Source organism: Pseudoalteromonas atlantica (assembly GCA_007988745.1).
Taxonomy (GTDB): Bacteria; Pseudomonadota; Gammaproteobacteria; order Enterobacterales; family Alteromonadaceae; genus Pseudoalteromonas; species Pseudoalteromonas atlantica.
On the sequence record BJUT01000001.1, the window covers coordinates 345,247 to 359,443 of the forward strand.

Sequence of the window (14,197 nt, forward strand, 5' to 3'; positions counted from 1 at the left end):
ATGTTATACTATATCAAATGCATATTGCAACACTATAACATATTAATAATTAACAAATGATGCAGAGGTTTTAATAGTGTTACCCACGTTGATTTATTCAACGGGTTTTGCCTATTACAAAATACAAAGCCATTTAGGTTAAAATCATTCATAACGCAGCGTTTAATATTAAGTACTTAAGTTATTTACGCCTTACCTTTAAAGTAAATTGAACAATGAACTTTTCAATTGCTAAAATGCAAACCTATTTTCCTATCAAGATATACAATGGCAAACTTCAATACTCATCTAAATACTGCTGTTATCATCACCGGCTTAAGCTCAGCCACATTATTATCTGCAGATCACATTGATTTAAACGGCGCACTTTGGTTGTGGTTTTTAGGCTCCATTGGCGGCTTATTGCCAGACATAGACTCTGATAACTCCACATCACTCGATACTATTTTTAACTTATTTGCGCTAAGTACTGTATTAATAGTAATGCATTACATTACCACAGAGCTAACTATTCAAATTAGTTTTGTCGAGCTAATTGTAGTGCCTTTGTTAGTGTATGGATTTATGAAATATATTGTCAGGCCCATTTTTGAATGGATCACAGTACATAGAGGCAGTTGCCACTCTTTATTATTTATACTGTTTTGCGCGTTGTTAACAACACAAGTAACATGGCAATTGAATGACCAATCAACCCTTTATTCGGCAACTTTTGCCTGGTTAACAGGTGGGTTTATTTTACTCGGCGGCTTCATCCATTTATTACTCGATGAAATTTACAGCGTAGATTTAAGTAATGTGGAAATAAAACGGTCATTTGGATCGGCTCTAAAAGTGGCTGAATTTGATAATAAATTAATTACATTGGCTTCGATTATAGCTATTACATGTTTAATCTATGTGGCCCCACCTACAGCGCAAACTATATCGGCCTTGAGTGACTGGTCTCATTTTAGGCTTTTATCTAGTTAGTTTAGTATTAAGGCAGTTTGCAATGTTACTAACTTTAACTAGTTATAACATTGCTAAATTAGTTGCCACTATTTGATACAAAATATTTTTATAATTTTAAACGAAATAATTAAATAGTTTCACCTGTCTTATACCTGCAAGTTCGAAAGCTTTTGCATCATTTAAAGCGTCAAATATAAATTATAAGAGGTCCTTAATGGAATTTACGAATAAACGCACCACCCTAATTGCAGCATCTTTATTGTTGGCGTTAGCGATAACACAGGCTATTTTTACAGCGCTTTACAGTGGCGGAATTAGCTTTTCAAGGCAGTACGCATGGGGTCTAGAAGCGGTGCTGTTCACAGTACTTGTTGCATTTGCAGGTGCAGCTATGCTGCAAGCAAAAAATTCTCAACTAGGCTGGTCGGCAATCACATTTAGCGCTGTTCTTAACATAATACAAGTAAGTATTGGCCTAACTTTATTTTCAACATTTGGAAAAGTAGCGGGCGCAGTAGAAGGCGCACAACCATTAATTGGTGGTGTAGTGTCTTTATCATTCATGATTTACTATGCAGCTAAATTATTATTAGGCTTAGCAGCCCTTGTATTTGGCCTATCTTTTATTGCTAAAGGTGGCAAAGCCATTGGTAGCCTTACAGCCCTTGCAGGCGGTGTTGCAATACTTGCCAATGCTTTATTAATTATTTTTGGCCGTGATGGATTTCTACCATCAGGCGTTGCTGGCGCTTCTGGTATGGTTGCAACATTACTTTTATCAATATGCTTAATAAGCCTTTACCGCAAAGCAGACTAAGGCCTAATACCTTATAAGTAAGGTAGCTTCTTAAATAAGTTATAAACATCGGCGTGTATTAGAATGCTAATTCGCCGATGTTTTACGTTTAAAGTGACTGCCATCTTATTTTTAAGACTAATTCACAAAGAGGATTAGAAGCGCTTCGCTTTTAGAGGGCTAATAGATTGAATCAAAATTTATATGATTGGACGCTCTCTTTGACTGAAAAGCCCAATCATTTTCTATAAATAACTTGGTGATATAATTTTTGCCGTTATCTTGAATATAATGTATTTCAACATAACCTCCATTAAAAATAACCTTATCGTTATATTTCCGGTTTGCAAAAAAATATGGCGCAGTTTGATAGTCATTATATTTAAAAAACACTCCTGACACTGAAAAACTCTGTGTTCGACTTGCCCCTTCTTTTTCTACTAATCTTTCAATTTCGCCTTTTACAACGCTCTCCTCATGCGATTTTATTTTAGCTATATATTGCATTTTTGAATATAAAGAAGCTGTAGAAGCAAGATTGTAAATAATAAATATAAAAAATAAGACGAAGAAATTAAACTTAAAAAAACGTTTAATATATAAATCGTATAATTTTTTAATCTTCCCAATAAAGATTAAACTGATAACTATAAAAAGCACATATGGCAAAAATTCAATGCAATTAAAGCTCATAGTTGTTTCGTAGTAAATTTTCATCATAAGTACTTAAAATGTCTCAACTTTGACACGGCTAAATTCGCCATCACGTTCGGAAAAAGAGAAAGCTTTAAAGACCAATCCACAAAGAGGATTAGAGGCGCTGCGCTTTTAGAGGACGAAAATAGCTAATATCAAAAGCTTTTAACCAATTGAGGTATGAAGTCAGGACTTTACCCAATTAATTTAAAGCCCTTGCTATGCGTTTCTAGACAGTGTTCAACATACTCTAAAGTTGCAAACTTATCGTAACGACCACCAGGGTTCCAATTTTCAAAAATATCAGCACCAGCTAATATTTCTATCTCATTAAATTTACTGATAAGAGGAGTGCTACTTTCTCCGAAAATTGGTGTTGTAAGATCATCAAATTGATCACAAGTTAAATCATAAGTTAACTTGTCAACTTGAACCCAAAAATGTCGATCGTCATTTGGATGATCGTAGCCCTCAACAACAACTACTTTAGACTCGGGATACCGCTGGCTTACAATATGAGCAAAAATCCTAGAAGAACCTTCACAGCTTGCTGTTGGAAACTGAAATGAGCCCATAAATAAAGGGAATTTCTTTTCAATACTTTGCTCAAATATCAAACGAAGTTTCCTTGCTAAATCATCAATTTCTCTTTTCATTGAAACTCCATATTATCCAGAAATCACAAAACCATAAGGCGAGCAATTTTCCCACAGGACCAAACTACGATTAAACTAGACAGCAACTTTAATTGAAAAGAAATATGTCCTAAATCTCAAAAGTGATTAGAGTGGGTGTCATCATAATTTTTTATTGTTTCATAATAAATTTTCGTTATATGCACTTAAAATGTCTCAACTTTGACACGGCTAAATCAAACACCACGTTCGATCAAAGAGAAAGCTTTATACCAACTCATATTTTGATTTATAAAGTCAAGATTTGACCCCAATTACCTTAGCTTTTCATGTGTCATATTAAATTTGGATCATATGCAAAATTCAACTGGTGTAGTATTTCTGTAGGCTGGCGCTCTCTTCTATATTGACCATAACCAGACATCCTTCCTTTTTCTGAAATAAGGTGTAGGTTCTTTCTGGCTCTAGAACCAATTACATAGAGCAACTTTTTAGCACTTTCAATAGAAGGCTCATTGAAATTCGGAACCAAACCTTGAAGAAGACCAAAGGAGATCACAACATCATATTCACCTCCCTTTACTCCATGTATTGTTGACACTTTGATACCAGTTCTGGGTTTAAATGCTTTGCGAAAAGCCTCAATGTCTGTTGCAAATAATGCATTTTCACTCCTAAGCCTATCAATCCTATTCTGTGTACTATTGAAGAATGATTTGTGATGTTCCTTTAGCATTGGATATAACATGAAATCTATTCCCAATTCGCCAAATAGTGCTTCAAAGAATGTACGAAGATAAGCGAGGCCGTCGTCTTCGTCTATCGAAATAGAGTTTACTGTCTTTAGTAACTGTTTTGGGGGGTACGAATTAACATCGACCAGCGCAAGTTCCATGTCATACAAGACATCAGATGCCCAGCGAAGACGCTTAACATACATATTAGGCGATGGCTCTGTTAGGATAATTTGAGTCAACTTGAACCAAAAGTTATCTATATCTCTTGAAAAAGGTACAAGACCAGGTCCATCAAAACTATATTGAGGCAACCTGTTTACCAAGTTACGAGTTAGTGCAGCCAAGTGCATCCACCAAGGTGCAATGACGCAAATTTCCTTCTCTAAAATACCCAAATTTTGAACGCTATTCTCGATATGCCGGCTGACTTGCTCAACCAGGTTATCCTTTTGAGTAATCTGATCATAACTAATAATGCTAGGGTGATCGCGATGTTCACCTTCAGCAACAGTTGCACTAGGAGTAACATTAAAATTACGATAATAGTCTATTATCTTTTTTGAGCTTCTGTAGTTCTTATCTAATGCCATTCGAGTAAACGACACTCCGGCTAACTGCTCAAGTTCTAACTGTGTTATTGCGTAGCCACCGAGCGAACCGTAGATAGCTTGGTTTGGATCACCAACAATGAAGGTTCTCACCCGACCTTTGCTAGCTTTTATAATACTCGCAACAATTGAATACTGTACTTCTTTAGTATCTTGATATTCATCAACAAGAACATAAGAAAGCAAATTTGCCAGTATCTTAGCAATAGAAGAATTACTTGATAGGATTTCATGAGCAAAATATAGAATTTGCTCAAAGTCTATTTGATCATTGTCTGCAAGATGGCTGTGATATTTATCTAATACCTGTCTTGCTAGTGAAATTTTACTTCCAGCGCAAGTGAATGTTAATCCTCGAGGAGTGTAGAAATGACTACACTCTCCAAACCTAATACGTTCGGTACGAATGCTAGAGCATATTTGAGTTATTATTTCTTCAGAATCATAAGAGTTAACTATTTTAAATCCGTTTTTCAGCTTGTCATGATATAGACCATATGGCTTCAATATCCATTCCAAACAAAAAGCATGAATAGTACCGATCCACAACTGAGATGTGTCTACACCAAGAATTTCAATTCGCTCGCGAATCTCATCAGCTGCTTTATGCGTGTAAGTAATAGCCACGACCCATTTTTTAGGATCCTCTAAACCTGAAAGCTCAGAAGCAATTTTGTAAGTAAGAGTCCTAGTTTTACCACTGCCTGGACATGCGACTAAGAACACATTATTAGGCTCATTAATCGCTGCAATCTGTTCATCGTTTAGATCACCTTTATCCCACATAAACATGATTAGATCCTTGCTAATATATCGTTTAGTTCAGAAGGTAAATCATTCATTAGGTCGATCTTGAGTGTAGATATGTCGCCATCGACTGGATTAAATGCTTCCCACTTAGGAGTGAATATTGCTAAGCCAGTTTCATATGAAGCCAAGTATGTTTCCCATTGCTGCTTTTTATCTGTATCGCCTCGTACATTACAGATTTCAATTTGTCTTCTGCCAAAGATAACAAGCTCAATAATAGAGTCGTAGCGGTACTTAAGTATTTTGAAAGTAAGTTCTCTATTGAAGTCACCGTGAGCAAACTTAACAGCATCAAAAATATACTCTGGAATAGTTGTTTTAAAGTCGATAACTTTGCCTAGAGTAAGAGCAAACCAACCTTTTCCTTGATGGTTTGCCATAGTTAATGCTCTTGAACCTGAAACTGCGATATCAGCTGAAGACAGTTCAGTTCTAGCTGTATCTATCGTAATTTGCTTGGTGTAGACATCCTTGACGATACTCTTAAGATAATGGCTGTTGGATGACTGTATGAAATCAACCTCAAACGTATGATTCGCATAAAAAGTAGAAATCCAAGGATTATTTTGACTGAAACAATCAAGCCTAACTTTCCTAGCAAAACCAGCTTCTTGAGAGCCGAGGGCTTTCTCTTTCTTCTTTTTATCTAAGTCACTATCTGTAGGATAAATCGTGGTATCAAAGAAGGCATCATCTAAGTCTGTGATAATGCTGCAACGTTTTTTGATTCTTTCATTATCAAATAACATTGCAATATTCTCGAAACCAGTACTTCTGATGTTGACTAGAGTGATACCTATTTCATCTAAGCTCAATCCTAAAACTTTTTTCAGTAGAATAGGAATAAGGATCTCTTCAGCATCTCCTTCGACTAAAACAACACTTCGGGCAAACAGTAAGTTACTACGGATGGCATCAAGGTAACGTTGAACGAAGCCCACTTTCTCGTCACTAAGCCCTACTGAAGGTTGAAATACTTCACAGGTACTATCAACAAAGCCTACAATGTTCATGTTCTTAATATTACTCACTTCTGATATATGTGATGAGTGAGTTGAATATATTATCTGAGTGTTTTCATAGTTGATGTTGTCAAAAAGTGACTTTTGAATATGTGTGTGGATGTGAGCTTCTGGTTCTTCAATTAATAAGAAGTTTGCAATTGATTGATTAGCTTGTTGATATTTGAATTCTAATAACTTTAAAGTGAGGAATAGTAGATTTGCACCGCCCAAGCTCATTTCATTTATCGTTCCCTCGTGACCATCATTTGATTCACTAACAAAAAGCCTTAATGATTGAAACAGTTGGTCAGCATCGTCCGTTAAACTAGAACGAATAGAAATGGAACTAGGTGAATATGTATCACCCACGGCATCTCCGATAGTAGTTACAATATCATCACGAACATCACAGACCTCGGATAAGCCTTCAATATCGTCGTTTAATGTCTTAATTAAATCTGCAATAGGTTGAAAATCTGCCTTGCTAATTCCTCCTGATTTACGCTTCAATAGTGTGAGCAAAGGATTGGTTCTGTTGCTATGAAAGTCCGATACTACATCTCTCAGTGCTTTAATAAAGGTAAACGAAACTTCATTAGGCATATTGAGGATGTTGGGCAACCGTATACCAACATCAGGGTTATTTAACACCCTAGGAAAATCGACTCTCTCGAAATCACCAACTATGCTTTTGTATACAACTGGGTCATTGAAATCAGCGACACTTTTGCCAGTAAGAACGGTTTCATAATCATCAATAGTTATACCATCCAAATAACTTTCTAGAGCAGCGGCATCCCCTATTGTAAGTTGTGCCAATGCTTGACGGATGTTTGCTTTAGGTCTGAAAATAAGATTGTAAGTTGCTCTAGAAACAACTTCATCCTCCGCATTCCCTGCACCATGAAGAAACAGTGACTGACTAGCTTCATCACCAGAAATATCATTAAACTCAATACTAATAACGATCCAGTGACCATGCCAGTCACCTAATGCCCTACAAAAATCTCCTTCGGCAAGTTTAGTTGCCGAGCGAGGCATTGAATTATCAAGCAGCAACCTCATAGCTCGGAATAAGTTAGTCTTACCAGAACCATTCTCGCCAATAATTGTATTTATTCCCTTATTAAACAGAAATTTCACGTTTTTAAAGTTTCTGTAATTTACTAGGGAGAGTTTTGTAATGTGCATATGTCCTCTGGAATCTGATTACATTAAATTTCTAGAAAAATATTGAACTAATATATGCCTGTTAACTTATTGACACTAAAGCAGTACTCATTATTTTAGACTAACACAGACACATGACAGCTTATTGAACCCACTTTGCTGGTTTATAACCCCCAAAACGGCGCATATTACATTGCTCTATATTTACTAAATAACTCTACTAGTAACAACTAACTACAATTGCTAATCAGTAGCCTTATTTAACACCAAAACGACTTTTAATAATGTTATGAGGCAAATTACGCACCGCTGTATTTATATACAGTGCACAGTGAAATCTATCTTAAATTTAACTTTTAACTAATCGGTTTCTAAAATTACCACTCATCTTGGAACCTTGTATCCCTCTCACATGGGTCACCATCACCGTCGCCATCCATTTTTGTATTGGGGCAGTTATTTATAAAAAACACCGCTTCTGCACGTGAAGTCATTTGGCTGCAGTGCTGCCTGCCATCGCAGGTAAAGTTTTGTGTGCTTTTTGGAATAACGGTTTTTGGGTATTGTTCATCAAATGTGGCTAAATCGGCGTTGGTAATAACGGGAGTTTGGCTGCTTAAGTGAGCGTTGTATTTAGTAAACGCATATAAACAAAGCACAGTAAAACCAATTGAGGCGATTTTGCCTAAAAAGCTATTTGTGAAATTAAATTTAGCAACACGATGATGGTTTGATTTTTTAGGCGTGACTTTAAGCGCAGCTACGCCCTCTATCCGGCAATTTACGGCTTTGGTTTTACCGTCGGGCTGTGTAGCGACTTCAAAATAAAGGGTGTCGCCCACTTTAGGCTTGCGGCTCATATGTTTGAGCGCTGAAATGTGTATAAAGGTGTCTTGAGCTAGGGTGTCTGATTTAATAAAACCAAAGCCCTTTTCGTCATTCCACGCTTTTAACAATCCTTTGTTCATGTATTTACCTGTGCTGATTAAGCTGCGATTACGCAAATTCCATTTGAGTTAAGAATGGTTAGTATACGTTCCTAAATTGCTACCACGCAACCAAATATTCATATTAGGTTAATTTAAATACTCAAATTGGTGGGCAAAACACTTAACCGTATAAGGAAAATACCGAGCTTTGAGCTTTTAAAATCAGCAAAAAATAGCCTGTTTTATTTTATAAATTACGGCCATTTGTCCTTTATTCTAGGACTGCTAACTTTTGCGAAGCGATTAGCTTAACAGCTTGTTTACACTCGGTTTTGTTATTAGTTATTTCTATCTGAATTAAGCGTTTTTAGTGTGATTTTTCATTCGTTATTTACTTAATTTATCTATACAATCCACACCTTATTTTTACGTGCAATTTTCAAGTGATTATCTCATGCTATTAACCGTTGTTTATATTATTGGTATTACTGCAGAAGCCATGACCGGCGCACTTAGCGCTGGGCGAATGAAAATGGATTGGTTTGGCGTTGTACTGGTTGCCAGTGCAACAGCAATTGGTGGTGGCAGTGTGCGAGATATTTTACTTGGCAATTACCCACTTACCTGGGTTCAGCACCCTGAATACCTTTTAATTACTTGTATAGCAGGCATTGTGACTACGTGGCTTGCTAAGTGGGTGGTTAAATTTAAAGGCATTTTTATGCGCTTAGATGCGCTAGGGCTTGCGGCGTTTAGCATTATTGGCTGCCAAGTTGGGCTAAATATGGGCCTGCATTATGGTATTTGTGTAGTGGCTGCCGTTGTAACCGGTGTATTTGGTGGCTTACTGCGCGATTTAATATGTCGCCAAGCGCCGCTTGTATTACATAACGAGCTATACGCGAGTGTATCGTTACTTGTTGCCTGTTTATACTTAGCACTGCACCATTACAATATTGATGACAACATCAGCATTATTGCAAGCCTTGTTGCAGGCTACTTAATACGTATGGCCTCAATTCGCTTTAAGTGGCGTTTACCTACCTTTAGTTTGTTAGAGCAGCACGCTAAATAAATTAGGCTTTAATACAAATTAAGGCAGGTATTAAACCTGCCTTAATTAATATAAATATAAGTATAAGTACTAGCGCCTTACTTTATTGCTCGCTTACATCACTTAACGCGGTTTTTAACCCACTGTTATTTTGTTTAAGTACGCTAAAACTGCCGTCGGTTTCTAACACTACAGCGGCTACATCTTCTATGGCTAATATACCCGCACCACGAATGGCAGCGCGAATTTCTGATTTAGTTACCCGCTGCGATTTAAGCGCCGCCGTACAATATTCACCATTACTCAGCAATAGCGTAGGCTCTGCTTTTATAAGCGAAGCAAATTTAGATGAGCGCACACTTAGCCACGTAATAAAATATTGCAGCCCTATTAACACAACAAACGCGAGCATGCCCTCTAGCAGCGCAACGCTTTTTGTAATGATCACCGAGGCTAAAATAGAGCCCAGCGCAATAGTGACAATAAAATCAAACACGTTCCATTTAGAAAGCGTACGCTTACCCGATATACGCAGCCAAAACACCAGCGCTACATAACCCAGCACGCCAATAATAAGTACGCGTATTAAGCCCTGCATATCATCAAAAAACATAGTTACTCCTTTATATGCGTTATTTACTTACTGTAAGTAGTTCCTGCAATAGTTAATTAAACCCTACATTGCACATAGTTAAATAACGATGAATAAAGCGCCCTATTTTATTTTGCTAATTGTTTTACAAACTTAATTTTACTTAGCATCGTACTTTGTTTATCGGCATAGGTACCTACGTATTACACAAGTATTCAAAGTAACCGATATGGAGTTATAAGTTTACTTTTTCAAAGGATAATGTGATTATCATTTTAGGTACAAATTAACAGTTTTCTTTGCTCAATAACGTTATAAAGGGATTTATCTTGAAATTAATTAAAAAAGCGATAGTTATCGGAGTATTAATACTGGTACAAGGGTGTGTTTCTTACGATTTAGTGCACGTTGAAACATATAGTTCAGGCCAAAAGCCAGTTAAAGGCACCGCCGTTAAACAAGTTAAGTATGGAGATGGCTTTAAATGGGTGGGTGTTATAATTTCGCCAATCATTCCTATTCCTCTTATATTACCTTATGGCCGTGAACGCACCACTACTTGGTTATCTGATGATGGTGCTAGTGTTTACACAGAAATTCAAAAAACAGAAGCCAATGGGTATGGGTGTATGTTTATAAGCTCAGAAATAAATGGCTGTAGCGATGAAACTACATGGGGCGCATTAATGATAAATGATATTAAGCTTCACTGACTATTTGCATCACTCTTTTATGCTCAGGGCAGTTTAAATTTAGACGATGGTTGATTATGATAACTTAAGCATTATATCTAAGTTTTCGCTTCTTAATTTATACAAAGGATTACCATGTCTAGCTATAACGAATCGCCAGAGCAAATTGAACAGGCCACTAAAGGCTATGTGATGCAGCAAACTATGTTGCGTATTAAAGATCCCAAACCGTCGCTCGAGTTTTATCAAAATGTATTAGGTATGAAGCTGTTAGGTAAGTATGACTTTCCTGAAATGAAGTTTACGCTGTACTTTTTAGGGTACGAGCCAGAGCAGCCGCAAGGTGATGATAAAACCAAAGCTAAATGGGTATTTGGTCGCCCTGCACTAATTGAGCTTACCCATAACTGGGGTACAGAAGACGACGATAGCTTTGAGGGCTACCACAGCGGTAACCAAGAGCCTAAAGGCTTTGGCCATATTGGCATTAGCGTTCCAGATGTATACGCTGCCAGTGAGCGCTTTGCAAAGTACGATGTAGAATTTGTTAAAAAGCCAGATGATGGCTCAATGAAGGGTCTAGCATTTATAAAAGACCCTGACGGCTACTGGATAGAAATACTTTCACCTGAAGGCATTACCGATATTATTTTTGGTAAATAACTTTAACCCTTGATAAACCGGTTAACACACACTAAAAAGCCAGCTAATTAGCTGGCTTTTGTGTTTTTAAATAAGGGTTAGCTTATTTACGCAGGGCGTCTATTCGCGCATCTAGCGGTGGGTGAGATGAAAACAGTTCAGCCATCCCTTTACCACTTGCAATACCAAAGGCCATCATTGAGCCTTGTAGTTGCGACGGGTGGTTTTGCTTTAATCGCTCAAGCGCTGAGCGCATTTTGTCTGCACCTACCAATTTAGCTGCGCCGCTGTCGGCTGCAAATTCACGCTTACGGCTGTAACTTGCTACCACTATGCTTGCAAGCACACCAAATACAACTTGGAATAACATGTCGAATAAAAAGTAAGACCAGCTACTACCGCCCTCTTCTTCATCGCCATTTAAAAAGTTATCAACTATGCCTGCCAGTACTTTTGCGGCAAATATTACAAAGGTATTTACCACGCCTTGTATTAGCGTAAGCGTTACCATGTCGCCATTAGCAACGTGCGATACCTCGTGGGCAAGTACGGCCTCGGCTTGGTCTTGATTCATGTTATGTAATAAACCTGTGCTTACCGCCACCAGCGAGTTGTTTTTACTTGGGCCGGTAGCAAAGGCGTTCATTTCTGGGCTGTCGTAAATTGCTACTTCAGGCATTTTTATACCTGCTTTTTGCGCTTGTGCTGATACCGTTTGTACAAGCCAGTGCTCGGTTTCGTTGCGCGGTTGAGTAATTACCTGTGCGCCCGTTGATTTTTTAGCAATCCACTTAGACATAAATAACGAAATAAACGAGCCACCAAAGCCAAATACAGAGGCTATAAGTAATATTCCGCCAAGGCTACGATGGCTTAAACCCAGCGCGCTCATTATTATTGAAAGCACTACACCTAATACCAACATAACCGCTAGGTTAGTTAATAAAAACAAAAATATACGTTTCATATTGTCCTCACAAAAATAGGTTTGATCACCGAACATAAAATTAAATTAGGTTAAAGCAATCAGTACGCTATGACACACTATGTCATGGCGTTGAGGCTATTCTGTGACAAACTATGTCATAACGCAAGGGTTATTTGCAGGTTTATTAATAAATTTTTTGAGGAGTTTAAATAGAAAGTAAAGTGTGGCGTAACGCAGTTATTAAACCTCGTTACGCCAATAAAAACAATTAGTTGCTGGTTATGCCGCTACTTGTAATGCAATTATTAATTGTTGCCATATCTGTAGGAAAACCGCGCTCTTTTGCGAGTAATTGTGCAACCTTGGTTATATCTGCATGGTTGTGTTGTTGAAGATACGTCCACTGGTGATGAGTACGATGCTCATTTATGTGCGCATCGTCGCTTATTAAGCCAAGTTTTGTAAATTCAGCCACTATTTCATCGGCAGCGATTAAGGTAGATGACGCTTTTACGTTTTCTGCACGTGCGTAGCTAATATGCGAATATAAGCTAACATCTGCGACGCGCAAGGTGTCGTCTTCTCCTGGGATTTGCTGGCCACCAAACAAGGCATTGTTTTGCGTGTTGGCGTTTTTAAATGCCGGAACAAACTCGGCTACATAATCAATGGCTTTTTGACTACGTGCTTTTAGTACCTGCTGATCCCACCCATTGTTTATGTAATTTAAGTATTTAGCTGGCAATTGCGGCTGTGCACTGTGCTCGTTGGTATCGGCTAGACCATCGTTAAACAAGGTAATTGAGTTGGTCATACCATGAATTTGATAATAGCCATTAGGATAAGGCGTTAGCTGTGCCATGCCCTCTGGCGTGCCACGGTTACCATAAATAATAATTTCTGGAATTTGCCCGCCTGCGCCTTGCCAATGCGTAATGTAAGAGGCTTTAAATTCGACCATACGCTTGGCCTCTACGCCTACCATGTCATCTACAATACCGGTTTGAAAGCCGCAAGCATTAATAAGGTAGTCTACCTCTACTGTTTGCGTAGAGTCGCTTTGGTTGTTTTGGTATTCAATTTTCCAGGTTGGCGATTGGTTATTGGCGCTGGTTTGCTCAGCTTGGCTAACTTGCTTTACCTCTGTGCTGGTAAGTACATTAGCGTGTTCGTACTGGGCAAGCGCAAGTTGGGCGCTGGCCGATAACCTAAATATATTCCACCCGTATTCTTGAGCAACAATTAGCGGGTATTTTACTTTGTTTAAGTTTAGGTGCTTAGCAACGGGGATCATCCACTCATCTAGCGTTTTAGGCTCACTAACCTGCTCTTTTTTACTCAGCGCTATCATTTGTTCATGACTATACAGCTGGTAGTAATTGTCGGGCTCACCAAGTACTTTGTTGTTAGGGTCTTGCTCAACTAACTCTTTATACGCGTTGGTGATTTTATTTAATCGTGGTAGTAAATCATCGGGTGAGTCGTCATCGCGCGTTGGCACTGCAAACACGGTTGGGCGTACGTCTATGGTGTAGGGGTATAGGCGTAAAATATCAATACATTGTTTGAGTAAATCTATGCAGTCTTCGTCTGGTATTTCACGGTATAAATTACCACCGGCGTGTAAATGGCACATAGGTGGGCCATCTATAAGTGACTTTTTTTTCTCAAAAATAGTGGTATGAATCCCTAGCGCTGCCAATCGAATAGCTATTGTTGCCCCTGCTGTGCCGCCACCTAAAATGCCCACACGGGTTTTAGGCTGAGCACTTGGCTTTACCTCGGGTTCACCCATTACCTGTGTGTTTTGAGCGAAGCGTTTAATGTATGGGTGCGTCATGTAGCGGTTTATTTCCTTAGTAACAATAGCTTTAACTTGTAATATGTGTACTAAAGGGGGTATTTTCAAGGCGCAAATACAATTAATAAGCTCATGTATTTAATATAAAA

The 14,197-nt window shown here is 38.1% G+C and carries 13 protein-coding genes; 5 read left to right on the top strand and 8 right to left on the bottom strand.

The window, feature by feature from the left end; translation table 11 throughout:
- The first annotated feature begins 267 nt into the window (after window positions 1–267).
- Window positions 268–972, top strand: coding sequence for a metal-dependent hydrolase (locus tag PAT01_RS01515; protein WP_039037040.1), 705 nt, complete (start codon window positions 268–270; stop codon window positions 970–972).
- A gap of 196 nt (window positions 973–1,168) precedes the next feature.
- Window positions 1,169–1,771, top strand: a complete 603-nt coding sequence (locus PAT01_RS01520; RefSeq protein ID WP_154944491.1) for a thiamine biosynthesis protein ThiC — start codon at window positions 1,169–1,171, stop codon at window positions 1,769–1,771.
- A 159-nt stretch (window positions 1,772–1,930) separates the two neighbouring features.
- On the opposite strand, the gene PAT01_RS01525 is transcribed toward PAT01_RS01520, so the two are convergent.
- The 5 genes from PAT01_RS01525 to PAT01_RS01545 all read right to left on the bottom strand — a co-directional run bounded on the left by PAT01_RS01525 (window position 1,931) and on the right by PAT01_RS01545 (window position 8,378).
- A complete protein-coding gene (locus tag PAT01_RS01525) occupies window positions 1,931–2,443 on the bottom strand; it encodes a hypothetical protein (RefSeq protein ID WP_154944493.1) in 513 nt (170 codons plus the stop codon).
- 197 nt (window positions 2,444–2,640) lie between these two features.
- The gene (locus PAT01_RS01530) at window positions 2,641–3,102 is read right to left on the bottom strand and encodes a hypothetical protein (protein WP_154944495.1); all 462 of its coding nucleotides are present in this window, start codon (window positions 3,100–3,102) and stop codon (window positions 2,641–2,643) included.
- A gap of 313 nt (window positions 3,103–3,415) precedes the next feature.
- A complete protein-coding gene (locus PAT01_RS01535) occupies window positions 3,416–5,218 on the bottom strand; it encodes a UvrD-helicase domain-containing protein (protein ID WP_154944497.1) in 1,803 nt (600 codons plus the stop codon).
- Window positions 5,219–5,220: 2 nt separating this feature from the next.
- The gene (locus PAT01_RS01540; protein WP_154944499.1) at window positions 5,221–7,431 is read right to left on the bottom strand and encodes an ATP-dependent nuclease; all 2,211 of its coding nucleotides are present in this window, start codon (window positions 7,429–7,431) and stop codon (window positions 5,221–5,223) included.
- A 356-nt stretch (window positions 7,432–7,787) separates the two neighbouring features.
- Entirely contained in the window at window positions 7,788–8,378 is a 591-nt protein-coding gene (locus PAT01_RS01545; protein WP_154944501.1) for a cold shock domain-containing protein, read from the bottom strand.
- A gap of 415 nt (window positions 8,379–8,793) precedes the next feature.
- Here PAT01_RS01545 and PAT01_RS01550 point away from each other — a divergent pair, with 415 nt between their 5' ends.
- Window positions 8,794–9,414: a trimeric intracellular cation channel family protein gene (locus tag PAT01_RS01550; protein ID WP_154944503.1), complete on the top strand. Its 621-nt coding sequence runs from the start codon at window positions 8,794–8,796 to the stop codon at window positions 9,412–9,414.
- An 82-nt stretch (window positions 9,415–9,496) separates the two neighbouring features.
- Here PAT01_RS01550 and PAT01_RS01555 read toward each other — a convergent pair whose 3' ends face one another.
- Complete coding sequence (locus PAT01_RS01555; RefSeq protein WP_096041721.1) at window positions 9,497–10,006, bottom strand: DUF421 domain-containing protein; 510 nt, start codon at window positions 10,004–10,006, stop codon at window positions 9,497–9,499.
- Window positions 10,007–10,314: 308 nt separating this feature from the next.
- On the opposite strand from PAT01_RS01555, the gene PAT01_RS01560 reads away from it, so the two are divergent.
- Window positions 10,315–10,698, top strand: coding sequence for a hypothetical protein (locus PAT01_RS01560; RefSeq protein WP_154944505.1), 384 nt, complete (start codon window positions 10,315–10,317; stop codon window positions 10,696–10,698).
- Window positions 10,699–10,812: 114 nt separating this feature from the next.
- Window positions 10,813–11,340: a lactoylglutathione lyase gene (gene gloA, locus PAT01_RS01565; protein ID WP_024033580.1), complete on the top strand. Its 528-nt coding sequence runs from the start codon at window positions 10,813–10,815 to the stop codon at window positions 11,338–11,340.
- Window positions 11,341–11,422: 82 nt separating this feature from the next.
- On the opposite strand, the gene htpX is transcribed toward gloA, so the two are convergent.
- Together htpX and PAT01_RS01575 are read right to left on the bottom strand one after the other, a co-directional pair.
- Window positions 11,423–12,286, bottom strand: a complete 864-nt coding sequence (htpX, locus tag PAT01_RS01570) for a protease HtpX (RefSeq protein WP_024033579.1) — start codon at window positions 12,284–12,286, stop codon at window positions 11,423–11,425.
- A gap of 229 nt (window positions 12,287–12,515) precedes the next feature.
- A complete protein-coding gene (locus PAT01_RS01575) occupies window positions 12,516–14,087 on the bottom strand; it encodes an FAD-dependent oxidoreductase (RefSeq protein ID WP_154944507.1) in 1,572 nt (523 codons plus the stop codon).
- Between the last annotated feature and the right edge of the window lie 110 nt (window positions 14,088–14,197).

Bases quoted from the DNA above. Each gene is read 5' to 3' on its own strand.
- PAT01_RS01540 (WP_154944499.1), bottom strand. From the start codon at position 7,431: ATGCACATTACAAAACTCTCCCTAGTAAATTACAGAAACTTTAAAAAC.
- PAT01_RS01555 (WP_096041721.1), bottom strand. From the start codon at position 10,006: ATGTTTTTTGATGATATGCAGGGCTTAATACGCGTACTTATTATTGGC.
- PAT01_RS01515 (WP_039037040.1), top strand. From the start codon at position 268: ATGGCAAACTTCAATACTCATCTAAATACTGCTGTTATCATCACCGGC.
- htpX (WP_024033579.1), bottom strand. From the start codon at position 12,286: ATGAAACGTATATTTTTGTTTTTATTAACTAACCTAGCGGTTATGTTG.
- gloA (WP_024033580.1), top strand. From the start codon at position 10,813: ATGTCTAGCTATAACGAATCGCCAGAGCAAATTGAACAGGCCACTAAA.
- PAT01_RS01530 (WP_154944495.1), bottom strand. From the start codon at position 3,102: ATGAAAAGAGAAATTGATGATTTAGCAAGGAAACTTCGTTTGATATTT.
- PAT01_RS01545 (WP_154944501.1), bottom strand. From the start codon at position 8,378: ATGAACAAAGGATTGTTAAAAGCGTGGAATGACGAAAAGGGCTTTGGT.
- PAT01_RS01535 (WP_154944497.1), bottom strand. From the start codon at position 5,218: ATGTTTATGTGGGATAAAGGTGATCTAAACGATGAACAGATTGCAGCG.
- PAT01_RS01550 (WP_154944503.1), top strand. From the start codon at position 8,794: ATGCTATTAACCGTTGTTTATATTATTGGTATTACTGCAGAAGCCATG.
- PAT01_RS01520 (WP_154944491.1), top strand. From the start codon at position 1,169: ATGGAATTTACGAATAAACGCACCACCCTAATTGCAGCATCTTTATTG.
- PAT01_RS01575 (WP_154944507.1), bottom strand. From the start codon at position 14,087: ATGACGCACCCATACATTAAACGCTTCGCTCAAAACACACAGGTAATG.
- PAT01_RS01525 (WP_154944493.1), bottom strand. From the start codon at position 2,443: ATGAGCTTTAATTGCATTGAATTTTTGCCATATGTGCTTTTTATAGTT.